The organism is Marivita sp. NO-S04, from assembly GCF_059070475.1.
In genome coordinates, this window is the sequence record NZ_CM180980.1 from 576,017 (window position 1) to 596,828 (window position 20,812).

Annotated in this window: 27 protein-coding genes; 14 read left to right on the plus strand and 13 right to left on the minus strand. The window is 59.9% G+C overall.

Annotated features, from left to right (window positions below; genetic code table 11):
* Positions 1-9: 9 nt before the first annotated feature.
* The 4 genes from ACK3EW_RS03010 to ACK3EW_RS03025 form a co-directional block, all read right to left on the minus strand.
* Entirely contained in the window at positions 10-354 is a 345-nt protein-coding gene (locus ACK3EW_RS03010; RefSeq protein WP_085631709.1) for a YbaB/EbfC family nucleoid-associated protein, read from the minus strand.
* 15 nt (positions 355-369) lie between these two features.
* A complete protein-coding gene (locus ACK3EW_RS03015; RefSeq protein ID WP_085631711.1) occupies positions 370-732 on the minus strand; it encodes a hypothetical protein in 363 nt (120 codons plus the stop codon).
* On the minus strand, positions 729-2,477 hold the full coding sequence (locus ACK3EW_RS03020; RefSeq protein WP_493808393.1) for a DNA polymerase III subunit gamma/tau: 1,749 nt from the start codon (positions 2,475-2,477) through the stop codon (positions 729-731). Before ACK3EW_RS03020 ends, ACK3EW_RS03015 begins: the two co-directional genes overlap by 4 nt.
* A 76-nt stretch (positions 2,478-2,553) precedes the next feature.
* Complete coding sequence (locus ACK3EW_RS03025) at positions 2,554-3,447, minus strand: substrate-binding domain-containing protein (protein ID WP_493808394.1); 894 nt, start codon at positions 3,445-3,447, stop codon at positions 2,554-2,556.
* A 133-nt stretch (positions 3,448-3,580) separates the two neighbouring features.
* Here ACK3EW_RS03025 and tsaA point away from each other — a divergent pair, with 133 nt between their 5' ends.
* Both tsaA and ACK3EW_RS03035 read left to right on the plus strand, forming a co-directional pair.
* Positions 3,581-4,066: a tRNA (N6-threonylcarbamoyladenosine(37)-N6)-methyltransferase TrmO gene (tsaA, locus tag ACK3EW_RS03030; RefSeq protein WP_493808395.1), complete on the plus strand. Its 486-nt coding sequence runs from the start codon at positions 3,581-3,583 to the stop codon at positions 4,064-4,066.
* Positions 4,067-4,169: 103 nt separating this feature from the next.
* Complete coding sequence (locus ACK3EW_RS03035; protein WP_493808396.1) at positions 4,170-5,198, plus strand: fatty acid desaturase; 1,029 nt, start codon at positions 4,170-4,172, stop codon at positions 5,196-5,198.
* A gap of 111 nt (positions 5,199-5,309) precedes the next feature.
* Here ACK3EW_RS03035 and rpsI read toward each other — a convergent pair whose 3' ends face one another.
* The 4 genes from rpsI to ACK3EW_RS03055 form a co-directional block, all read right to left on the minus strand.
* Positions 5,310-5,798, minus strand: a complete 489-nt coding sequence (gene rpsI, locus ACK3EW_RS03040) for a 30S ribosomal protein S9 (protein ID WP_439119847.1) — start codon at positions 5,796-5,798, stop codon at positions 5,310-5,312.
* The gene (gene rplM, locus ACK3EW_RS03045; protein WP_085631723.1) at positions 5,798-6,262 is read right to left on the minus strand and encodes a 50S ribosomal protein L13; all 465 of its coding nucleotides are present in this window, start codon (positions 6,260-6,262) and stop codon (positions 5,798-5,800) included. Before rplM ends, rpsI begins: the two co-directional genes overlap by 1 nt.
* Positions 6,263-6,436: 174 nt before the next feature.
* On the minus strand, positions 6,437-6,961 hold the full coding sequence (locus ACK3EW_RS03050; protein ID WP_493808397.1) for a GNAT family N-acetyltransferase: 525 nt from the start codon (positions 6,959-6,961) through the stop codon (positions 6,437-6,439).
* Between the two features lie 87 nt (positions 6,962-7,048).
* Positions 7,049-8,458, minus strand: a complete 1,410-nt coding sequence (locus ACK3EW_RS03055) for an aminotransferase-like domain-containing protein (RefSeq protein ID WP_493808398.1) — start codon at positions 8,456-8,458, stop codon at positions 7,049-7,051.
* A 112-nt stretch (positions 8,459-8,570) separates the two neighbouring features.
* Here ACK3EW_RS03055 and ACK3EW_RS03060 point away from each other — a divergent pair, with 112 nt between their 5' ends.
* Positions 8,571-8,798: a DUF1127 domain-containing protein gene (locus tag ACK3EW_RS03060; RefSeq protein ID WP_439120954.1), complete on the plus strand. Its 228-nt coding sequence runs from the start codon at positions 8,571-8,573 to the stop codon at positions 8,796-8,798.
* 68 nt (positions 8,799-8,866) lie between these two features.
* Here ACK3EW_RS03060 and dacB read toward each other — a convergent pair whose 3' ends face one another.
* The 3 genes from dacB to ACK3EW_RS03075 form a co-directional block, all read right to left on the minus strand.
* Positions 8,867-10,375 (minus strand): D-alanyl-D-alanine carboxypeptidase/D-alanyl-D-alanine endopeptidase, encoded by a 1,509-nt coding sequence (gene dacB, locus ACK3EW_RS03065; RefSeq protein WP_493808399.1) that lies wholly within the window; start codon positions 10,373-10,375, stop codon positions 8,867-8,869.
* Between the two features lie 97 nt (positions 10,376-10,472).
* Positions 10,473-11,048, minus strand: coding sequence for a nicotinate-nucleotide adenylyltransferase (locus tag ACK3EW_RS03070; RefSeq protein ID WP_493809683.1), 576 nt, complete (start codon positions 11,046-11,048; stop codon positions 10,473-10,475).
* 35 nt (positions 11,049-11,083) lie between these two features.
* Positions 11,084-11,869, minus strand: coding sequence for an enoyl-CoA hydratase (locus ACK3EW_RS03075; protein ID WP_493808400.1), 786 nt, complete (start codon positions 11,867-11,869; stop codon positions 11,084-11,086).
* Between the two features lie 56 nt (positions 11,870-11,925).
* Here ACK3EW_RS03075 and ACK3EW_RS03080 point away from each other — a divergent pair, with 56 nt between their 5' ends.
* Complete coding sequence (locus tag ACK3EW_RS03080) at positions 11,926-12,354, plus strand: PaaI family thioesterase (RefSeq protein WP_493808401.1); 429 nt, start codon at positions 11,926-11,928, stop codon at positions 12,352-12,354.
* On the opposite strand, the gene ACK3EW_RS03085 is transcribed toward ACK3EW_RS03080, so the two are convergent.
* The gene (locus ACK3EW_RS03085; protein ID WP_085631739.1) at positions 12,355-12,726 is read right to left on the minus strand and encodes a tellurite resistance TerB family protein; all 372 of its coding nucleotides are present in this window, start codon (positions 12,724-12,726) and stop codon (positions 12,355-12,357) included.
* Positions 12,727-12,906: 180 nt separating this feature from the next.
* On the opposite strand from ACK3EW_RS03085, the gene ACK3EW_RS03090 reads away from it, so the two are divergent.
* Together ACK3EW_RS03090 and ACK3EW_RS03095 are read left to right on the plus strand one after the other, a co-directional pair.
* The gene (locus ACK3EW_RS03090; RefSeq protein WP_493808402.1) at positions 12,907-14,484 is read left to right on the plus strand and encodes a lysine--tRNA ligase; all 1,578 of its coding nucleotides are present in this window, start codon (positions 12,907-12,909) and stop codon (positions 14,482-14,484) included.
* 63 nt (positions 14,485-14,547) lie between these two features.
* Positions 14,548-14,964: a DUF4864 domain-containing protein gene (locus ACK3EW_RS03095; protein WP_493808403.1), complete on the plus strand. Its 417-nt coding sequence runs from the start codon at positions 14,548-14,550 to the stop codon at positions 14,962-14,964.
* Between the two features lie 21 nt (positions 14,965-14,985).
* On the opposite strand, the gene ACK3EW_RS03100 is transcribed toward ACK3EW_RS03095, so the two are convergent.
* Positions 14,986-15,465: a HugZ family pyridoxamine 5'-phosphate oxidase gene (locus tag ACK3EW_RS03100; RefSeq protein ID WP_493808404.1), complete on the minus strand. Its 480-nt coding sequence runs from the start codon at positions 15,463-15,465 to the stop codon at positions 14,986-14,988.
* Between the two features lie 95 nt (positions 15,466-15,560).
* Here ACK3EW_RS03100 and parA point away from each other — a divergent pair, with 95 nt between their 5' ends.
* The 8 genes from parA (at position 15,561) to ACK3EW_RS03140 (ending at position 20,812) form a co-directional block, all read left to right on the plus strand.
* Complete coding sequence (parA, locus tag ACK3EW_RS03105; protein ID WP_493808405.1) at positions 15,561-16,202, plus strand: ParA family partition ATPase; 642 nt, start codon at positions 15,561-15,563, stop codon at positions 16,200-16,202.
* A 30-nt stretch (positions 16,203-16,232) separates the two neighbouring features.
* Positions 16,233-17,078, plus strand: a complete 846-nt coding sequence (locus tag ACK3EW_RS03110; RefSeq protein ID WP_493808406.1) for a DUF6206 family protein — start codon at positions 16,233-16,235, stop codon at positions 17,076-17,078.
* A 114-nt stretch (positions 17,079-17,192) separates the two neighbouring features.
* Positions 17,193-17,600, plus strand: coding sequence for a universal stress protein (locus ACK3EW_RS03115; RefSeq protein WP_493808407.1), 408 nt, complete (start codon positions 17,193-17,195; stop codon positions 17,598-17,600).
* A gap of 51 nt (positions 17,601-17,651) precedes the next feature.
* Positions 17,652-18,203 (plus strand): hemerythrin domain-containing protein, encoded by a 552-nt coding sequence (locus ACK3EW_RS03120; protein WP_493808408.1) that lies wholly within the window; start codon positions 17,652-17,654, stop codon positions 18,201-18,203.
* 63 nt (positions 18,204-18,266) lie between these two features.
* Entirely contained in the window at positions 18,267-19,259 is a 993-nt protein-coding gene (meaB, locus tag ACK3EW_RS03125) for a methylmalonyl Co-A mutase-associated GTPase MeaB (protein ID WP_493808409.1), read from the plus strand.
* A gap of 280 nt (positions 19,260-19,539) precedes the next feature.
* Positions 19,540-19,830: a 50S ribosomal protein L28 gene (rpmB, locus tag ACK3EW_RS03130; RefSeq protein WP_085631757.1), complete on the plus strand. Its 291-nt coding sequence runs from the start codon at positions 19,540-19,542 to the stop codon at positions 19,828-19,830.
* A 103-nt stretch (positions 19,831-19,933) separates the two neighbouring features.
* Positions 19,934-20,284 (plus strand): hypothetical protein, encoded by a 351-nt coding sequence (locus tag ACK3EW_RS03135; protein WP_493808410.1) that lies wholly within the window; start codon positions 19,934-19,936, stop codon positions 20,282-20,284.
* A 39-nt stretch (positions 20,285-20,323) separates the two neighbouring features.
* Positions 20,324-20,812 (plus strand): copper chaperone PCu(A)C, encoded by a 489-nt coding sequence (locus tag ACK3EW_RS03140; RefSeq protein ID WP_493808411.1) that lies wholly within the window; start codon positions 20,324-20,326, stop codon positions 20,810-20,812.

Here is a 20,812-nt window from a genome sequence, read left to right on the forward strand (position 1 = left end):
AGTGCACCGTCAGAACGGCAGGTTCATCCCCGGCGGTAGACCCAAACCTTCGGTCAGCTTGGACATTTCTTCCTGCGCCTTGGCTTGCGCCTTCTGCTGCGCATCCTTGATCGCGGCAAGGATCAGGTCTTCGACGACTTCCTTGTCGTCGCCGTTGAAGATCGACGGGTCAATGTCCAGCCCGGTCAATTCGCCCTTGGCTGTTGCCGTCGCCTTGACCAGACCCGCGCCGGATTCGCCGGTCACGGTTAGGGATGCAAGGTCTTCCTGCATCTGGGCCATCTTGCCCTGCATTTCCTGCGCGGCCTTCATCATCTTGGCCATGTCGCCCATTTGGCCCAAACCTTTGAACATGTTTTTCTCCGTAGGTCAGCGCCCCTTGATCGGTGGCGCGGTGTAAAAAATCGTCCCCACACATATTGCAGCGATGATGCCGATGAACAAGGCGGGCGACCCGACGCAGCCTTCCGCCATCGCCAATTCCCGCGAGGCCGGGGCTAGCATCGTCAGGAAGGTGACAAAGGCTGTCCAACCCAGAACCACAGCAAGTGATCCCCATTGGCTTTTGAAGCGGATCGCGACCGCGGTGCCCAGAAGCAAAACCAACGCAGCAGGCGAAGAGGCCAGAAACACCGCTTCCTGCACCGCGCTCACCGGCGCGCCATCCCATCCGGGGCGCTGCACCGTGCAATCCTGCGCCCATGCCATTCCCGGCAGGAGCGACAGGATCACTCCTCCTCGAACGGATCCCATTCGTCTTCCACTTCGGGCAAGGCCTCGGCTTCGGCCACGGCGGCCAATTGGTCGGGCGTGCGCACCTCTTCGATCACAGCGCCGGGAAAGGCGTCGAGTACAGCCTTGACCAGAGGATGTGCCGCCGCCTGCGCCTTGATTGCGTTTTCGGCGGCGTCGCGGGTTTCCACGATGGTCGGCGCGTCCGATCCATTGACCAGCGTCACCGCCCAGCGGTTGCCAGTCCAGCGCTGCAGCGCACCGCCAAGCCGTTGCGCCAGATCGCCGGGCGCGTTGTCGGTGGGGGTGAATTCGATCCGACCGGGCTGATAAGCAGCGAGCCGGACGCAGCCCTCGACCTCGACCAGTAGCTTTACATCGCGGTTCGACCGGATCAGCTCGATCACATGCTCAAAGCTGGGATACCGTGCCAACGCCTGATCCACGGCAACGGCCACAGCAGCACCGCCATAAGACGCATGCGGGCCGGATGACGCGCCATGCGTCGGGGCAGGGGTGCCCATCGCCTGCGCGCGCGTGCCACCACCCGAGTGCATTCCACCGCCGGACGGCGGCGGCGGAGGCGGGGTGTCCTGCAGGCGTTTCACCAAATCCTCGGGGCTGGGCAATTCGGATACATGAGTCATGCGGATGATCGCCATTTCCGCCGCCATCATCGCGTTCGGCGCCTGTGCCACCTCGTCCAGCGCCTTGAGCAGCATCTGCCACAACCGCGTCAGAGGCCGCATCCCGAGCGCATGGGCGAAATCCTGTCCACGCTGGCGTTCATCAGGGCTGATGGTCGGGTCTTCGGCGGCTTCGGGCGTGATCTTGACCACGGAAATCCAATGCGTGATTTCCGCCAGATCGCGCAGCACCGCCATCGGATCGGCCCCGTCGGCATATTGCGCGCTCAGTTCGGTCAACGCGCCTGCCGCATCGCCCTTCATGACCATGTCAAAGAGATCGAGCACCCGGCCTCGGTCCGCCAGACCCAGCATCGCGCGCACCTGTTCAGCGGTGGTTTCCCCCGCGCCATGGCTGATCGCCTGATCCAGAAGCGAGGTCGCGTCGCGTGCAGACCCTTCGGCCGCGCGGGTGATCAAAGCCAACGCATCATCCGTGATTTCGGCACTTTCGCGCGTGGCGATCTTGCGCAGCAGGGCAATCATCATCTCGGGCTCGATCCGCCGCAGGTCGAACCGCTGACAACGCGACAGGACCGTGACCGGAACCTTGCGGATCTCGGTTGTGGCGAAAATGAACTTCACATGCGCGGGCGGCTCCTCAAGCGTCTTGAGCAGCGCGTTGAACGCACTGGTCGACAGCATGTGAACTTCGTCGATGATGTAGATCTTGTAGCGCGCCGAAGCGGCCCGGTAATGCACGGAGTCAATAATTTCGCGAATGTCGCCCACCCCGGTGCGCGAGGCAGCGTCCATCTCCATTACGTCGACATGACGACCTTCCATGATCGCCACGCAATGTTCGCACTGGCCACATGGATCGGTCGTCGGCCCGCCAGCGCCATCCGGGCCGATGCAGTTCAGCCCCTTTGCGATGATCCGCGCGGTGGTTGTTTTCCCGATCCCGCGAATCCCGGTCATGACAAAGGCCTGCGCAATGCGGTCGGCTGCAAACGCGTTCTTGAGCGTGCGCACCATCGCCTCTTGCCCGACAAGATCGGCAAAGGTTTCGGGGCGATACTTGCGGGCAAGCACCTGATACGGGGTCGCGTTAGTCATCCGGGCATCCTTGGTTGCGGTCGAACCTAAGCCGCGTAGGCGTCAGCGTCCACCACTTGCGCGCTGGTCTTGTTCCTTATCCATTCCAACGAACTGTTCCGGCCTCGGAAACATCGTAGCCTTTCAACGCCGCGGCATGTGTCCTGAACTCGGTCGACGACAGAAAGCTGACGAAACGTTGCATGGGTTGGTCAAAATACGCGCGACGGCAGACCAGCAGATCGAAGTGTTCGTCGATCAACGGAACGAATCCCAGATTGTGCTGTGCCGCCAAGGCCTCAAGGCCGAAAGTGGCGTCTGCTGTTCCGGTCGCCACGTCCAGCACCGCGTCTGCCTCGCTTCGGGCGACGGCACGCATATGGACCGTATCGGGTAGAATGTCCGCTTCGCGCAGCAGGTGATCAAAAAGCGTCCGGGTTCCCGCGCCGACCTGCCTTGGTGTCATCGTCCGCCCCGCAAGGTCGGCAAGACCACCGATATCTGCCATCAAGTCGGACTTGATCACCAGACCGCGTCTGCGTTTGGCAAACCCCAGCAACACCGCCGAGGCTCCTGGCATTGCTGCGTTCACCGCCGCGATGTTCCAGGAGGCGGACGCAGCATCGAACATGTGCAACCCAGCAGCGATCCCCTCGCGTGCGGCGAACCGGTCCAAACCGTCTTGGGACCCATCAAAGAACGTGGCAATTCCGCATTCGGATTGTCGCAAAGCCCAGTCCAGCAACGGATCATGGCTGCCCAGAAACACCACCCGACGCGCTGTCTGTGTTTGCGCCGACCCGGTCTGGCCACGTTCCAGCCAGCGCCGAACCGCTTGCTCTGGAAACAGCAACTTGCCGGTGACCTTGGAACAGGGCACCGCTCCTGTTGCCGCAAGATCATAGACCTTGCGTTCCTTGATCCGCAAAAGTGCGGCCAATTCCGGCACGGTCAGGTAGCGCTCTGCAGAGGATGAATCTGTGGTGGTCATAGCGTTGCGACTATGTCCTACAGTCGTACGGGCGGCAAGTCAGACAAACCGGGTGTTGGCACGTACCCGATTGGCGATTTGTGCTGATCTTGGCAATGTTGACGCGTAGTCTTGAAGGCAGGAGGACATGACCGTGAAACAGACCAGCGACTTGCGCGACGGAGAGGCGGTTCTTGATGCACCGCAGGCCCAGGATGCCTTTGTTCAGTTCATCGGTACGATTCGAACGCCGTTCACAACCCGAGATCTGTGCCCCCGTCAGGGAAAACTGGAAGGGCCGGACTGCCGGCTCGAGCTGCTCCCCGAATGGTCTGCCGCCTTGAAGGGGATCACCGCGTTTGAATACCTTGATGTCCTGTATTGGCTGCACATGTCGCGCCGTGATCTCGTGCTGCAAAGCCCGAAAAGCAACGGAACAACCACCGGCACCTTTGCTTTGCGGTCTCCTGTGCGACCAAACCCGATCGGCTTGTCCCGTGTGCGGTTGATCCGGCAAGAGGGTCCGACACTGATCGTCAAGGGGTTGGACTGCCTGGACAAAACACCATTGATCGACATTAAGCCCGAACGCTGTGCGTTTACACCTCAGGCGCCGCACAAGGACGCCGACAAGGCGTGACAGTGGCAAAATGCCTCGGATCTGCATTTGGGGACGAAAGATAAGTAGGCGGATTGCATCGCATCGGGTAGAACGCTGCAACGCAAACGAAAAAAGCAGGCTTATGTCCGAGCAGTTAACAATCAGCGGGCATACGCCCGCGACGACCTCCGCAAAAGACTGGGTGAAAGTTCTCGCCAAATACCGCGAACCCGATGCGATGCGCAGCTCTTTCGAACTCGCCGTAACTCTTGGCCCGTTCGTGGCGCTTTGGGCTGCGGCATGGTGGGCCATGGGTGTCAGCTACTGGCTGACATTGGCGCTGTCCTGCGTCAACGCAGCCTTTTTGCTGCGCCTGTTCATCATCCAGCATGATTGCGGCCATGGATCGTTCTACAACAACCGCACGCTCAGCGATTGGTTGGGACGAATTCTGGGCGTTCTGACGCTGACACCCTACGATGTCTGGCGGCGTACACATTCGATCCATCACAGCACGCATGGCAACCTCGAACGGCGGGGCATCGGTGACGTACACACCATGACGGTTGCCGAATACAAGGCGCTGTCTGGGTGGAGCAAACTGATGTACCGCGTGTATCGCCACCCAATTATCTTGTTCGGATTGGGGCCGGGATATCTGTTCCTTCTGCAAAACCGCATTCCGCTGGGCCTGATGTCCAGCGTCCGCTACTGGGCCAGTGCAATGGGGACGAATGCCGCCATTCTGACCGGCCTGCTGATCATGCTTTATTTCGGGGGGTTGATGCCCATCCTGCTGATCTTCTTGCCGTCCACGCTATTGGCGGCGACGGCGGGCGTGTGGCTTTTCTATGTGCAGCACCAGTTCGAGACCACCTCATGGGACGGCGACGAAGAATGGCAGCTTCATGATGCGGCGCTGCATGGAAGTTCATATTACGTGTTGCCCAAGGTGCTTCAGTGGCTCAGTGGCAATATCGGCATACACCATGTGCATCACCTCTACAGCCGCATTCCGTTCTACCGGCTGCCCGAAGTGGTCCGTGATCATGCCAATCTGGCCGATCACAACCGCATGACAATCCGCGAAAGCTTTGCAAATGCGCGGCTGCACCTCTGGGACGAAGGCTCGCGCCGGTTGCTGTCGTTCCGCGACGCGCGATCACTCTGATCAAGCCGATCGCGTAGGGCGGGCGTCAGCCCAGCATCCTCACCAGACCACATAGCACAAACAAAAAGGCCGCCCCGAAAGGCGGCCTTTTCGTTATTCTGGAAGCGTGGATTAACGCTTGGAGAACTGGAAGCTCCGACGCGCTTTGCGCTTACCGAACTTCTTACGTTCCACAACGCGGCTGTCGCGTGTGAGGAAGCCTGCCGCTTTGAGCGCCGAACGCAGGTTCGGATCGTACAGCTGCAGCGCCTTGGAGATGCCGTGCTTGACTGCACCGGCCTGACCCGAGAGACCGCCGCCCTTGACGGTGGCCATCACGTCGAACTGGTCGGCAACGCCGGCCACGTCGAACGGCTGGCGCAGGATCATCTGCAGAACCGGGCGCGCGAAATACGCGTTCATTTCCTTGCCGTTCACGCTGACCTTGCCGGAGCCCGGCTTGATCCAGACACGGGCGACCGCATCTTTCCGCTTGCCGGTCGCATAGGAACGACCCAGCGCATCACGCTCCGGCTCACGCGGGGTTTCAACCACTTCCGGCGCGGCATCAAGGCCTGCGGCGGTGTTCAGCTCTTCGAGAGAATTGAGTTGCTCAGCCATTATTTCGCCGTCCGGGTGTTTTTGGAGTTCATGGATTTCACATCCAGCACTTCGGGGCTCTGGGCCTCGTGCGGGTGCTCGGTGCCAGCATAGACGCGCAAGTTGGTCATCACCTTGCGGGACAGGCGGTTGCCCGGAAGCATACGCTGAACTGCTTTCTGGACGACGCGCTCGGGGTGCGCGCCCTCAAGAATCTGCTGCTTCGTGCGGGATTTGATGCCGCCCGGATAGCCGGTGTGCCAATAGAAATTCTCGTTGCGCTTGTTACCGGTCATCTGGATTTTGTCCGCATTGATCACGATGACATTGTCACCCATGTCCATATGCGGAGTGAAGGACGGCTTGTGCTTGCCGCGCAGGCGGGTGGCGACAATCGCAGCAAGACGGCCCAGAACGACGCCTTCAGCGTCGATCAGGATCCATTTCTTGTCGATGTCTGCCGGTGTTGCAGAAAAGGTTTTCATCGTGGGATGTCCCTGACGTTGGATTGGTAAGGCAGGGTGCAGGCACCCCGTGTATTCCGATGCGCGGGTTATAAGGGTTGCCAAACCCCAGTCAAGCGACGTTTGTCTCAATTAAATATTCAAAAACAATAGGTTAAAAATAAGGTATTATTATACCCCACACTTTTGAAGGTTTCAGGCCTCTGCCAATTCCAACTTGCGATAGACGAGGTACTTTTCGAACGCGGCAGGGTTTGCAGTGCCGTCATATCGCGGCGTTTCGCTGAACCCCAAACGGTCGTAAAGAGCCAGCATCGAACTGTTGCCGCGTACCGTATCGGCAAGAATTGTCGTGGCGCCCATTTCGTGGGCTTTTTCAATCCGCATTTCGATCATTCGGCGCCCCAGGCCGTAGCCACGTGCGATGTCGCGGACAAACAAGCGTTTCAGCTCCGCGCGGTGATCGTCGATCATGCGGACAAAGCCACATCCCAGCAAATACCCCGAACTGTCGCGCGCCAGCAAAACGCCGCCGGTCGGCGGCAGGAAATCGTCGATCACGTCAAGGCTGGATTGCACATGGTCTTCAACCGACAGGCTCGGTCCCCCTACCGCCATCAGACGTTCGAGGATCTGAGCGTAGTATTCTGTCAGAATGTCAGACAATTCGTCGAGATCTGGCCGCGTCTCAACGAAGGCCAAGCTGATTTCCAAACCCATTTACGTTCCATGGTAGGTGAGTCGCCCTGCAAGCCTAGCGTTCGATTTGAGGGCAGGCGACCGTTTTTTGGTCATTCCAGCGGAAAATCAGACACTTATCTGCTCAGGCGGATGCCCCAGGAGATCTCTGAGTTGAAGCATCGCATTTTCGAACAACTGTAGGGGCACTTGCGCGTTCACGGCTATCCGAACCGCATGTGGCGCGCGTCCATCCCGCAAGGCAAATTCATCGGCTGAACGGATCTGAATGCCGCGCGCCTCTGCGGCCCGACAGAAGGCGGCGGCCCTCCAACCCTGAGGTAGCGGGAGCCAAAGGAACGGCACATCCTCGTGCCATGTCAAACGGTAGGTGCCCAATGCGTTCACTGCCACCCGCACGTATTCAGCCATGCGCTCGCGGATCGCGACCATGATCTCATCGGTTTCAGGCGCGGTCAGGATGCGCTCTGCCACTTCGGCCAAGGGCTGTGCGATGCCGAAAAAACCGTGCTCCGCGATCTGTCGCAACTCTGGCCCGCGTCCACGCGGTGCAGTCGCAAAGCCGATCCGCAGAGCGGGGGTCAGCAATTTCGAGATCGACGTCAGGTGCCATGCGCGTTCAGGCGCGAGGATGCGGTAGCTCGGTGCTGTGATGTCGGTGCGGCGGTAACAATTGTCCTCGATGATCTGAATGTCCTGAGTGCGGCAGACTTCTGCGATTGCCTTGCGCCGCTCCGAAGGCGTGCAGACAAGCGTCGGATTATGCACGTCCGGCGAGGTACAAAGCACCTGCGCGCGTGTCGTGCGGGCGATTTCGGACAGTGCATCGGGGAGCAGGCCATGCTCGTCGCTGGGAACACCGACCACATCGGCCCGCAACAGATCAGCCGTGCGACGAAAGCCGGGATAGGCCATGTCCTCGACAAGAACCGTTGGCCTTGGCCCGTGAAGTATGGTCTGCAAAATCACGCTCAGCCCGTTTTGGGCGCCGTGAACAATCACAACATCAGATTCATCAATACTGCCCAACGGGATACTGCGTAACCAATAGACCGCTGCTTCGCGCAAAGGACGGTACGCTTCGCGGGTCGGGTAATGCAGAAGGCGTTCGGGGGCGGTTTCTCCGATCCGTGCAAACGCATTCTGAATCAGCGAGACCTGTCCAAGATCCGGCAGTTGCGGGCTGAACAATGACAGCTTTCCGTCCTGCACAGGGACAGTGACGTATTCGCGCGCGGGGCGTGCGACCCGCGTTGTCCGATTGGCGACAAATGTCCCGCGCCCCACTTCGGCCACTGCGTGACCGGCATCGGTGAGCAAGGTATAGGCCCGTGCCACCGTTCCGGGTGTGATCCCAAGCGACCAAGCCAGTTCGCGCACCGGGGGCAACTTGTCACCAGCGCGCAAATCTCCCGAGCGGATTGCGGTTTGGATCGTATCCGCCACCCGTTTGTACTTGGGACCGGCGGCAGGTTGCGGCAATGCCACAATCTTGTCTGGCGAAATTGTATCCGGCACAATCTTTCTCTGGAGCGTTACATGACTCGAATGTATCCATTTTTGTGTCGTTATGACAATACACTTGCTGCGATATATAAAGATTGTGTCGATACATTTGAGGAGTACACCCATGGCACACGCAACCCACGCCCCGCAGATCGCCTATCTTGGCGGACAGTCCAAGCTGTCCCCGCTGGCCGTCGTCGCGCTGCGCGTTGCAGTGACCGTTACGGTGTGGTCCGAACGCCGCCGCACGCGGCTGCATCTCAAACATCTCGATGATCACCTGCTTCAGGACATCGGAGTCGATCGGTTGACCGCCCAAAAGGAGGCCAACCGTAAGTTCTGGCTGATGTAAATCCCTGCGTCAGACAGACCTCTGGGGGCGCAAAGACCGGCTTTGCGCCCCTTTTTTGTCCAGCGGGATCATCCGCTATACAAGACGCCCCATCGTGCCAGAAGCCTTTGTTGCAGTTTGCGCGCAGCAACCGCATAGGTGCGTCCCCCGGGCGGGTTTTCGCGCTGCTCCCGGGTGAGGGAATCCCGGGTTGGTAGGTCGGCAGAAAAGGTCGCAAACGCCAGTTCGGTCCCGTCCGGCAAGTCGATGAAACCTCCAAGGCCGCTGACGAAATTCAACGTTCCTGTTTTGGCATGCACACTAACAGGGTGGTTTTCGAGTATCTTGCGGTCCTCGTCCCTCAGGGGGTGCTCTTTGAGCAGTGCCTTGATTCCCATTGTTTTTCTTGCAGAGATCAACGCCCTCACCATATCTCGCGCGGTAACGCGGCTGTCATCCCCCAGGCCTGAATGGTCTTCGAGCGCGACAGATGTCATGCCCAGCCTGTCTTGGGCCCATGCATTCATCTCGTCCGCAGATGCCTTGAGCGAGGCCACGGTTCCACTGCGCGCGACAGTGGCCGTGAGTCCGACACATTCCGCTGTGATGTTGGTCGAGTATTTCAGCATGTCGCGCAGGATAATGCGCAGTGGCGCACTTTGGTGAACGACAATAGCCGTGGTTCCGGTCGGCACCGTGTCGATCAGTTCCGGCGTTTTCAGGACAATGCCGTTGGACCGCGCCAGAATCTGGAAAACTTCGGCGGCATACCGGGCAGGTTTGCGCACAGGCAGCCAGCGTGCGCCGTTGCGCCCCAAGGCCCCGCGTGCCACGGTCCAATCATCGTAGGCCCCACCGTCCTTGTAGGTATAGATTGGATGGTTCCGGCCTTCGACGCGCATGCGCGCAGCCCGCACCTCCGGCCGCAGCGTGGCAGAGCGCGCGTCCATGGTCACATTGTACCCGTTGCCTGCACGCTGCCATTCAAAATGTACGCGGTTGAAATTCAGGTTCAGTCCAGAGATCCCCGGATTGTACCCCACCTGAGACGGCTGTTCACTGTCGATCCCGTTCAGCGCAGGCAACGCGCCGCTCCATACGAGGAACCGGCCCGTGACTTCGGTCACGCCTGCCTCTTCACGCAGGCGCTTGGCAATCGTGGCAATCGCGTCGGTGTCCAGCGTCGGGTCACCCCCTCCGGCAAGGATCAGGTCGCCATTGATCCGGCCATTCGTCACCGGCGCCGTTGCCAGAACACGGGTCTCAAAGTGATACCCCGGACCCAGCACATCCAGCGCGTAACACGCGGTGATCGCCTTGGCCACGCTGGCCGGAGGTAGGGCGCGCAAGGGATTGTGCGATTCGAGCACCAATCCGGTTTTGACATCCGCCACCTGTACACTGACCCTGCCCGCAAGATCGGCCTGATTGATCAGGTCGCTCAGCGGCGGAAGATACGATTTCAGGATGTCCTCGGCCCGCGCTGCGGGGCGCAGTGACGTGGCCGGGGCAAATGCGGATTGTGCAAATGCGGACGGGGCGACCATGGCCGAAGCCAGACCGCTCAAGACCGCGCGACGTGAAACCTCCCGTGTCATGCCGCGGATGTAACCTCACTCATCGCCAAGTGACAAGAACACGCTTTGGTGAGGAGCAAGGTACTCAGCTGTGGCACCGTGTCTGTCTGAATCGGTCTCAGGGCTCGGCCCCCCATATGCCCTTTGCTCTAAGTTCTGTGGAACTGATCTGCACCATCGGCATATTGACGAAACACCATGCCGGGGCAGGCTGATCCGCCAGCATTTTCGAAGACCGGCCGGGCAGGCGCATATGTTGATACTTGCGGGCTGTGCGGGAATTCAGACCCGCTTGTCGCCAACCCGGGCGGGCCAGCACACCGACGGGAACCGCCCGGAATATGTCTTCCCATCGCTGCCAGCGTTGAAACTGATGCAGATTGTCCGCCCCCATCAGCCAGACAAACCGCACACCGGGGTAGGCTGCTTTGAGTGTGTTAATGGTCTCGGCCGTGTATGCGGTTCCGATCTGAGCTTCGAAATCACTGACGATCACACGCGGATCGCGCATGATATCTTGCGCCCGTGCCATACGCGCGTCGAGGGCGGCTGGACCACGTGCCTTAAGAGGATTTCCCGGCGAGACCAGCCAGATCACCCGATCCAACGCAAACCGACGCAGCGCCACCCGAGTGAGATGGACATGTCCTTCATGTGCCGGATCGAACGACCCGCCAAGAAGGCCCACGCGCATGCCGGGCCGAAGGTGGAACCTGTTGTGCGTCAAGACTACTGTGACCAGTCAGTGGGGCGCTTTTCCAGAAACGCTGCGATCCCTTCTTCGGTGTCACGGTAGAGCATGTTCTCGACCATCACCTGTCCGGTATAGGCATAGGCGTCATCAAGGCCCATCTGTACCTGTTCATAGAACGCGTGTTTGCCGATCTTCACCGCTGCACCCAGCTTGCTTGCAACCAGCTGCGCCATGTCTTGCGTCGATGCTGCAAGGTCATCCGCGGGCACGACCTTGTTCACCAATCCCAACGCCTCAGCACGGTGGGCGTCGATGAACTGGCCCGTGACGAGCATCTCGAATGCCTGCTTTCTAGGGATATTGCGGGACAGCGCCACCATCGGTGTTGAACAAAACAGTCCGATATTTACGCCATTGACCCCAAACCGCGTACCTTCGGCGGCGATTGCCATGTCGCAGGACGCAACCAACTGACACCCGGCCGCCGTGGCAATCCCGTGCACCTGCGCGATCACCGGCTGCGGCAGGCGCTGCACACCCGTCATCACGCGCGCACAGCGGTCGAACAAATCCTTGAAATACGCTTTTCCGCCATCTTCGGCTTGCCGACCCGCCGTCATCTGCTTGAGGTCATGCCCGGCGCAGAACGCTTTGCCTGCGCCCGAGATCACGACCACCCGCACAGATGTGTCGTCATGCAGCGCGTCGATCTGCTCTTGCAGCGCGGCCAACATTTCGTCCGAAAGCGCGTTCAGGCGCTCTGGTGCATTCAGGTGTAAATGGCAAACCGCGCCCGAGTCGCGACGTTCCAGGATTTTCATCTTGTCCTCCCAGTGACTTGGCGCAACTCTATCGGTTCAGAGCAGCGGAGGAAAGCATGGCGCTCAAAGTTCCGGCAGATGAGATGGAAGCGTTCTTGGACGAGGTGTTCCCGCAGGTCAAAGGCATGTTCGGGATCGACCACCTGGATGAAAACCTGTTGGTGATGCGTCTTCATGCAGGCGAACAACACCTACGCCCCGGCGGCACCGTGTCCGGCCCCGCCATGTTCAGCCTTGCCGATGTCGCCGCCTATGTCGCCACAATGTCGCGCATCGGAAAAGAGGCGTTGGCGGTCACCACCAATTGCTCCATCGACTTCATGCGCAAGCCGGTTGCGGGGGCCGATGTCATAGCGCACGCCAAGGTTCTAAAACTTGGGCGCGCCCTTAGCGTGACAGACGTACTGCTCTATTCAGACGGGCAACCCGATCCAGTGGCGCGAGCCACATTGACCTATTCAATCCCGCCCAAACGCGACGCCTGATCATTCACTCAGGTGACGCGCCCGTGCGCCGCGCTCGATCGCGGCAGCGTGGAGGCGGTCAAGCGCCAGTTCATAGCGGATTTCTTCCAGCAGTCGCAGTTCCGCCTCGCGCAGCGTGCCGTCGGCTGCCGCCACATCGCAGGCCAAGGCATAGGCGGTTTCGAACAGCCGTTCCGGCAGGTTGTCGCGGATCAAGCCGAACAAGGCGTCCAGCCCGTCTTCTTGCTCGAACAGTTCAAAGACCAGCCCGGACATTTCTGGAATGCGTGCCTCGTCATAATCGGCAAAGATCGGCAGGTTATTGACCGCCGTCTGAATCTTCACCAATTCGGCCGTCCGTATGCTTTCATCGGAGGCAGAAACCGCGATCATGAGCGCGACAAGACAATCCTGCGGGCTGAGGGGGTGGGGGTCGATGTCTGACACGGCGTATCGCTTTCTGGTGTGAGTGTTTGATACCCAACTTATTGACCCGCCCCCGCCCCCGCAATAGGGAGTGCTTTTTGAACACACGCACAATCCCGTGCGGCGACCATCCGGAGTAACAGAGCAATGTCCGATCTGCGCGAAGCTGCAATGACCTCAAAGGCCTGGCCCTTTGAAGAGGCGCGCCGGCTGCTCAAACGCTATGAGAAAAAGCCGCCAGAAAAGGGCTATGTTCTCTTTGAGACGGGCTATGGTCCGTCCGGCCTGCCGCATATCGGCACCTTTGGCGAAGTGGCGCGCACCACGATGATCCGCCGGGCGTTTGAGGTGATCTCGGACATCCCGACCAAGCTGATCTGCTTTTCAGACGATCTGGACGGCATGCGAAAGGTGCCGGGCAATGTGCCCAATCCCGAAATGCTGCGCGATCACCTACAGCGCCCGCTGACCGACGTGCCGGACCCGTTCGGCACGCATGATAGCTTTGGCGCACACAACAACGCGATGCTGAACCGCTTTCTGGATACGTTCGGGTTTGAATACGAATTCATCTCGTCGACCGAATTCTACCGCTCGGGCATGTTCGACGAGGTGCTTCTGCGTGCGGCTGAAAGGTACGACGCGGTGATGGAAGTGATGCTGAAATCCCTGCGGGACGAACGCCGCGAGACCTATTCGATCTTCTTGCCGATCCACCCCGAAACGGGCCGCGTGCTCTATGTGCCGATGAAGAACGTCGATGCCGCGCGTGGCGAGATCACCTTTGACGACGAGGCCGGGCGCGAGATCACGCTGCCGGTCACCGGCGGCAACGTCAAACTCCAGTGGAAGCCCGATTTCGGCGCGCGCTGGGCGGCGCTCGATGTCGATTTTGAGATGTACGGCAAGGATCACAGCACCAACACGCCGATCTATGACCGCATTTGCGAGATCCTTGGCGGCAAGAAGCCTGAGCATTTCACTTATGAACTGTTCCTTGACGCGGATGGTCACAAGATTTCCAAGACCACGGGCAATGGCGTGTCCATCGACGAATGGCTGACCTACGCCAGCTCTGAGTCGCTGTCTTACTTCATGTATCTCAAGCCCAAGACGGCGAAGCGGATGCATTTCGACGTGATCCCCAAGGCCGTGGACGAGTACCACCAGCAACTCCGCGCCTATGCCGATCAGGACGAGGCCGGACGGCTCAACAACCCGGTCTTCCATATCCACGGCCACAACGTGCCCGCCTCCGACATGGTCGTGCCGTTCTCCATGCTGCTGAACCTCGCCTCTGCCGCCGGGGCCGAGGACAAGGATACGATGTGGGCCTTCATCAAGCGTTACGCGCCTGATGCCACGCCGGAAACCCATCCCGATCTGGATCAGGCGGCAGGGTTTGCCGTGCGCTATTACGAAGACTTCGTGAAGCCCACTAAGACATTCCGCGCGCCCGATGAAAAAGAGCGTGCCGCGATGCAGGATCTGGCCTCCCGTCTTGCAGCACATGATGGCCCGAGTGACGACGAAACCCTGCAAACCATTGTATTCGCGGTTGGCAAAGACCATGGGTTCGACCCACTGCGCGACTGGTTTAAGGCGCTCTACGAGGTGCTACTGGGTCAATCTCAGGGCCCGCGTTTTGGCGGGTTTGTTGCCCTCTACGGTGTTGATGAATCCGTTGCCCTGATCGGTAAGGGGCTGGCCGGAGAGCTTGCTTAGGACGGGCATTTTGCCCGGCGCATGAAACGCGCTACTTTTCGTTCAGCAACGAAAGGTAACCGCATGCGCAAACTCATCACCGGGCTGGCCCTTGCCCTTTCGATGACCGGCACGCTTTGGGCGCAGGAGGTTCTTGCGCCCGAACCCGGTATCGAAAACACCATTCAAGGCCAGATCGACGCTTTCCTGCAGGACGATTTCGGCACCGCCTTCACCTTTGCCGCCCCAAACATCCGCAACATTTTCCGCACGCCGGAAAACTTTGGCGCGATGGTGCAGCAGGGCTATCCAATGGTCTGGCGCCCCGAAAGCGTGACCTTTGGCGATCTGCGGGCCATCGCAGGCGGGCTGTATCAGACTGTGATTCTAACGGATACAGCAGGAAACCTGCATTATCTCGACTACCGGATGGAGATGATAGACGGGCAGTGGCGCATCGCCGGGGTGCAGATCCTGCAAGCGCCAGAGCTTGCGGCGTAGGGTGCGTGATCTCACGCACCGTCACGACAAATCATCCGCGTTCAGAACATACGCCTTGCCGAAGCCGCCGTTCAGATGCGCGCCCAACGGGGTGAACCTCACCAGCGCAAAATCCGCAAACCCGATGTAAAGCTTGGCTTTCGGCTGCTTCGATAAGAACGCTTTGGCCAAATCTGCGTGCTCTGCCTCTCCATGGCGCACGAAATGGGCCGTCGCACGAAGGCTCAAACGCGCATGGGTCAACGGATCGCCCTTGGCTTTCGGCTCACCGATCAACAGTGCGCATAGCGGGTTATGCTGCAGCGCAGCGCTGTGGTGACTGAGATCTGACATCAGACTGAGCGGTACGCACTCAGGGCCAGCAACCAGCGCCACGCGGCTGATCATCGGCAAGCCATCCTCCTTATCGGTATAGGCCAACCCAGCAAATCGAGCGCTTTCGATCAGGCCACGAGCAAGCGTACGAGCCTCGTCATCGGTGGGGCGAATGGGTGATCTCATGTAACTGATCCTAGCATCCTGACGGGGTGTGGCAATTTTTATGCTGCACCTGCACAATAACCCTGTACCTTCGGTGCGAATCGAAGGAACAGACCATGCCCGGCCACGTCATCACAGTTGCGCAACAAAAAGGCGGCTCTGGCAAGACCACCGTTTCCGCCAATCTCGCCATCGGCTTCATGCGCCAAGGCAAACGCGTGGCGCTGGTGGACATTGACCCACAAGGCAGCTTGGGGCGCTGGTTCATGACACGGCTGGAAACCGAATCCGGGCCGGTGGATGGGCTGGAATTCGCCACCTCTTCGGCTTGGGGCATCACCTACGAGGTGCGAAAGCTCTTGGAAAACCATGACATCGTCATCATCGACACGCCACCTAAGGCCGACAGTGATCTGCGCCCCGCCTTGCGTGTGGCTGATCTTGTGGTTGTGCCGGTCAGTGTCAGCCATGTGGACCTCTGGGCCACCGAGGGTGTGCTGGATCTTGCCCGGCGCGAGGACAAAGAAGCGATCATCGTTCTCAATCGGGCACGGCAGAACACCCGTCTCGGAGCCGAAGTGGCCGAGGCTGCGGAAAAGCTGATGGCACGGATCGCCGACGCAACGCTGGCCAACCGCGTGATCTATGCCGAAGCCTTGGGGCAGGGGCGTGGTGCCGCCGAAGGCCGCAAGACACCCGCACAGGCCGAAGTCGACGCGCTCACCTCAGAGGTGGCACAGGTGCTGGCAAACGGGTAAGGCAGGGCACCTGACCAAGGAGCCTGAGCCATGACCGACCTCGACGCCCTGAAAGCCGTGATCCGCGCCGACAGCGCCGCGCGGGGTCAGACCGTTTCCAAGCTGGGCTATTTCTGCGCGCCGTTCCGGCCCGCATCCGGCCCGTTCTCGGACAAGGTGATCAAGGTCTATCGCGGGTTGCGGGATCAGGCGGCTCTCGACCGGCTTGCGCAATGCCATGACGATTACGTCGCCGCTTTGAACCAAGCCGGGGTCGCTTTGCCTGAGACAGAATTCCATCTGCTCGACATGGATGGCACCCGGATTCCCGTGATCGTTCAGGAGGCGCTGCCCTCAGACAGCATGATGCGCCCGCAGATGCAGAACGCGAGCGTCGATGAAACGCTCCAGATGATGGAAGCGGCAGGCGACGTGATCGCGACCTTCTGGAACAATGCCGACCAGTTCGACACCCGCATCGGCTTTCACCCGTCGATCCGCAATTTCGCCTATCTCGACGGCCGTGCGCTGTTCTTTGACACCTTCCCGCCCCTGATACACTACAGCCGCGAGGAGATGGGCAAGATGCTGCTCTTGTTCTCGGACAAGGCGCTGATGCGCTGGGTCGGGCCGTTCCTGCAGACCAAGGTCACCGGCATTCAGGACGAATGGTACTCGGCCCCGGAAACGCTGGTGGGTCTGGTCGGGTCAGCCTGCCGACTGCGTCCCAACGATGCCCAAGCCTATCTCGACTGGGGCCGCGATTTCACCCAGCGCCGTATGTCCCGCTGGGCGGATGAGGCGTTGCCGCACTTGCAGGAACCGCCGCGCCTTCCGGGCTATTGGACGGGGTTCCGCAAGTTGTTGGGTCTTCAGGGTGAACCTAACGTATCGTGACTTTGCAAACCTGAAAGGAAGGTTTGCAAACTTCGGCGCAAATCTGATGCGGATCAAAGAATGTCCAGTGTTGTGGCGCTAACCTGACCCTATCCTAAACAAAGGGAGGGGTTCATGTATTCGAACATTCTCGTACCCATCGCGCTCGATAATGAGGACGACCGCACATCGCAGGTCTTGGAGATCGCCAAGACGCTCTCGGCCGAGGGGGCCACGATCACGTTGCTGCATGTGGTGGAAGCGGTGCCAAGCTACGCTATCAGCTACATTTCGGCAGACATCCTGAACGTCACACGCAAAGGGATCGAAACCGAAATGGCGCGCCTTGCATCCGACATCGGCGCAAATTCTGTGGTGATCGACGGCCATTCCGGGCGGTCCATCCTCGACTATGCCGAGGAACAGGGGAGCGATCTGATCGTCATTGCCTCACACAGGCCCGGCATGCAGACGCTTCTGCTTGGGTCTACGGCGACCCATGTGGTGCGCCACGCAAATTGCTCGGTTCATGTCCTGCGTTGATTGACATTCGCCGCGCGCGCTGCACCTCCTGCCCGGTAGCAGGAGGTGGCCATGGATGATACTCTGACACTCGACACCCGCGACGGATTGCCGGATGCGTTGCGTGTTCTCTTGCAGGATTTCCCGCGCGGGACATGGCCCGAGCATAACAATTTCGCGGGGCTTGTAGCGTTCTGGCTGGACCGTCATCTGATGTTTCGCCGGTTGATGACCGCCCTCATCGACGATGCCGAACAGGCAGTGGATCGCAAGATTGACGCGCAGACCCACGCCGGAAAACTATCGCGATACGGGTCGATGCTGCTGCAGAACCTGCACGGGCACCACCAGATCGAAGACCACCATTATTTCCCTGTGTTGGCCACGCGGGAGCCGATCCTGAACAAGGGGTTCGAGCTGCTGGATGCCGATCACCACGCGATGGACGGGCTGCTCAACCGCTTTGCCGACGGGGCCAATGCGGTGATCCAGGGGAAAACGGAGCCCGGTAAGTTTCGCGAAGACTTGCTCAGCTTTCAGGCTATGCTCAATCGTCACCTGATCGACGAAGAGGAACTGGTCGTACCGGTGATCCTCAAACACGGACCCGGGGGCTTGGGCTGACGGGTTTACTTGGTTGCCCGGCCCATGGCACATGTGCCGCCAGACCAAGACGGAGCCCCGCGCATGGACATTGACGATCTGGCCACCCGCATCCTTGCCGGTGAACGGCGCGCTCTGGCACGGGCGATCACGCTGGTGGAAAGTGGACGCGCCGATCACCGGACCGATGCTCTGACGCTGTTCGACAGGCTTAAGGGCCATGAGCGCGAAGCCTTGCGCATCGGTCTGTCGGGCACGCCCGGCGTGGGTAAATCCACATTCATCGAAACCTTCGGCCTGATGCTGACAGGGCAGGGACTGAAGGTGGCCGTCTTGGCGGTCGATCCAAGTTCTGCACGATCCGGCGGGTCTATTCTTGGCGACAAAACCCGGATGGAGCGCCTGTCGCGCGATCCCAACGCGTTTATTCGCCCGTCCCCCTCGCAATCGCATCTGGGTGGTGTCGCTCGCCGCACGCGCGAAGCGATTGACCTCTGCGAAGCGGCAGGCTTTGACGTGGTGCTGATCGAAACCGTTGGCGTGGGACAGTCCGAAACCGTTGTGGCGGAAATGTCCGACCTCTTTCTGCTGCTGCTGGCCCCGGCCGGTGGCGACGAATTGCAGGGCGTCAAGCGCGGGATCATGGAGATGGCAGACATCATCCTCGTGAACAAGGCCGATGGCGATCTGAAACCCACCGCGACTCGCACCTGCGCTGACTATGCCGGGGCGCTGCGCCTTCTGCGCAAACGCCCTCAGGATCCGCAGGGCTTTCCCAAGGCGATGACGGTGTCGGCGCTGGAGGATACGGGTCTGACCACCGCGTGGGAGGAAATGCAGCACCTCACCCAATGGCGGCGCGATAATGGCCATTTCGCCGCCCGCCGCGCGGCACAGGCGCGGTTCTGGTTTGAGGCGGAACTGAAGCAGTCGCTGCTGGCGCGGCTGGAACGGGAGCCGATGAAAGGGCTGGTCCGGTCGTTGGGACAGTTGGTGGAAGATGGCGCCAAGACGCCGAGTCAGGCAGCGGACGAGGTGCTGTCCCAGCTTGAAGGGCGAATCTCTCCGGTAGCGTGACCAGAATGTGCGCCTTTGGCGCACAGGTTTGAGCTTGGATGACCTTTGGCCATTCAAGCAGTTTGGGGGCTCTGCCCCCAACCCGTTGGGCCGGGGACCGCGGTTTGTCATAAAATCCTTGAACTTCGGGTCGACTCCCGGTTTTCCGGCAAGGCCCTACTTGACGCCTTACCCGCATCCCTCTATGCACAGCCAACGAGATTCCGGGCGCTGCCAGTCGGCGCCCTTTCATATTGGTGGAAGCCCGCTCTTCCACTTCTGATAAAACGAGGATGAACCCATGTCGCGTGTTTGCGAACTGACCGGTAAAGGCCCGATGACTGGCAACAATGTCAGCCATGCCAACAACAAGACACGTCGGCGTTTCCTGCCGAACCTTAACGACGTGACGCTGCAGTCCGAAACTCTGGGCCGTGGCATCAAGATGCGCATCTCTGCGCATGCGCTGCGCAGCGTTGATCACCGCGGTGGTCTCGACAAGTTCCTGGCGAAAGCCAAGGACACAGAGCTGTCGTCCAGTGCACTGAAGGTCAAGAAAGAGATCGCCAAGGCACAAGCCGCTCAGGCCTGATCCTTTTCGGTCTAAAGTTTAAACAGCCTCGCATGGTTCCGCCGTGCGGGGCTGTTTCCTTTTGTCGCCTTGTGGGTGCGCGTGCCGCCCTTATCTAGGCGCCATGAGGGTATTGCTCCGACATATCACTGTTCTGACACTTGCGCTTTTGATTGGCGTCACAAGTGTGCAATTCGCAGCGGCGCGCGGGCAATCCCCTGCGGTCGGCACGATGGAGATCTGCACCGGCACGGGACCAATTCACATACTCGTGGACGAGAATGGCCAGCCGACCGGCGGCGTCATGATCTGCCCTGACTACGCGATGGCGTTTTTTGCCGAAATGTCGGTTGGTTTGCCTGATCTGCAGCCAGTTGCCCTGTGGCAGAGCATGTGGATCTCGCGCACAGCCGTTGCAGCGGTCAGCGTCCCCTTGATGACCGCGCAGGCGCGGGGACCACCGGATTTCGTTTGAGTCGCATATACACCTGATATCAAATGAAAGAACCAAGTCATGTTGAAGACAACACTTCTTGCCGGGGCTGCCGCCCTTGGCCTTGTCCTGCCCGCCTTTGCTGAAATCACGGTCGAGGACGCGTATGCGCGGTCGGCGTCGCCAATGGCGAAATCCGGTGCCGCGTTTATGCTGATCCACAATTCTGGCGAAACCGCAGATCGTTTGATCGCGGTGAGCAGCGATGCTGCCGCCCGCACCGAACTGCACACCCATCTTGAAGATGGGAACGGCGTTATGCGGATGGTGCATGTCGAAGAGGGCTTTGAGCTTCCTGCTGAGGGCATGATCGCCATGCAGCGCGGTGGCAAACACGTCATGCTCATGGGGTTGAACGACGCGATGGAGCAGGGCGAAACCGTGACCATCACCCTCACCTTTGAACAGGCTGGCGATGTCGTGATCGAGGTTCCGGTCGATCTGGAACGGCAGGATCACGGTGGCATGCAGCATGGCACCGGCACCATGAAGCACGGCTCGGACAGCTGA

Bases quoted from the DNA above. Each gene is read 5' to 3' on its own strand.
- ACK3EW_RS03010 (WP_085631709.1), bottom strand. From the start codon at position 354: ATGTTCAAAGGTTTGGGCCAAATGGGCGACATGGCCAAGATGATGAAG.
- ACK3EW_RS03020 (WP_493808393.1), bottom strand. From the start codon at position 2,477: ATGACTAACGCGACCCCGTATCAGGTGCTTGCCCGCAAGTATCGCCCC.
- ACK3EW_RS03025 (WP_493808394.1), bottom strand. From the start codon at position 3,447: ATGACCACCACAGATTCATCCTCTGCAGAGCGCTACCTGACCGTGCCG.
- ACK3EW_RS03035 (WP_493808396.1), top strand. From the start codon at position 4,170: ATGTCCGAGCAGTTAACAATCAGCGGGCATACGCCCGCGACGACCTCC.
- rpsI (WP_439119847.1), bottom strand. From the start codon at position 5,798: ATGGCTGAGCAACTCAATTCTCTCGAAGAGCTGAACACCGCCGCAGGC.
- rplM (WP_085631723.1), bottom strand. From the start codon at position 6,262: ATGAAAACCTTTTCTGCAACACCGGCAGACATCGACAAGAAATGGATC.
- ACK3EW_RS03050 (WP_493808397.1), bottom strand. From the start codon at position 6,961: ATGGGTTTGGAAATCAGCTTGGCCTTCGTTGAGACGCGGCCAGATCTC.
- ACK3EW_RS03060 (WP_439120954.1), top strand. From the start codon at position 8,571: ATGGCACACGCAACCCACGCCCCGCAGATCGCCTATCTTGGCGGACAG.
- dacB (WP_493808399.1), bottom strand. From the start codon at position 10,375: ATGACACGGGAGGTTTCACGTCGCGCGGTCTTGAGCGGTCTGGCTTCG.
- ACK3EW_RS03070 (WP_493809683.1), bottom strand. From the start codon at position 11,048: ATGCGCGTGGGCCTTCTTGGCGGGTCGTTCGATCCGGCACATGAAGGA.
- ACK3EW_RS03075 (WP_493808400.1), bottom strand. From the start codon at position 11,869: ATGAAAATCCTGGAACGTCGCGACTCGGGCGCGGTTTGCCATTTACAC.
- ACK3EW_RS03080 (WP_493808401.1), top strand. From the start codon at position 11,926: ATGGCGCTCAAAGTTCCGGCAGATGAGATGGAAGCGTTCTTGGACGAG.
- ACK3EW_RS03085 (WP_085631739.1), bottom strand. From the start codon at position 12,726: ATGATCGCGGTTTCTGCCTCCGATGAAAGCATACGGACGGCCGAATTG.
- ACK3EW_RS03090 (WP_493808402.1), top strand. From the start codon at position 12,907: ATGTCCGATCTGCGCGAAGCTGCAATGACCTCAAAGGCCTGGCCCTTT.
- ACK3EW_RS03095 (WP_493808403.1), top strand. From the start codon at position 14,548: ATGCGCAAACTCATCACCGGGCTGGCCCTTGCCCTTTCGATGACCGGC.
- ACK3EW_RS03100 (WP_493808404.1), bottom strand. From the start codon at position 15,465: ATGAGATCACCCATTCGCCCCACCGATGACGAGGCTCGTACGCTTGCT.
- parA (WP_493808405.1), top strand. From the start codon at position 15,561: ATGCCCGGCCACGTCATCACAGTTGCGCAACAAAAAGGCGGCTCTGGC.
- ACK3EW_RS03110 (WP_493808406.1), top strand. From the start codon at position 16,233: ATGACCGACCTCGACGCCCTGAAAGCCGTGATCCGCGCCGACAGCGCC.
- ACK3EW_RS03115 (WP_493808407.1), top strand. From the start codon at position 17,193: ATGTATTCGAACATTCTCGTACCCATCGCGCTCGATAATGAGGACGAC.
- ACK3EW_RS03120 (WP_493808408.1), top strand. From the start codon at position 17,652: ATGGATGATACTCTGACACTCGACACCCGCGACGGATTGCCGGATGCG.
- meaB (WP_493808409.1), top strand. From the start codon at position 18,267: ATGGACATTGACGATCTGGCCACCCGCATCCTTGCCGGTGAACGGCGC.
- rpmB (WP_085631757.1), top strand. From the start codon at position 19,540: ATGTCGCGTGTTTGCGAACTGACCGGTAAAGGCCCGATGACTGGCAAC.
- ACK3EW_RS03135 (WP_493808410.1), top strand. From the start codon at position 19,934: ATGAGGGTATTGCTCCGACATATCACTGTTCTGACACTTGCGCTTTTG.
- ACK3EW_RS03140 (WP_493808411.1), top strand. From the start codon at position 20,324: ATGTTGAAGACAACACTTCTTGCCGGGGCTGCCGCCCTTGGCCTTGTC.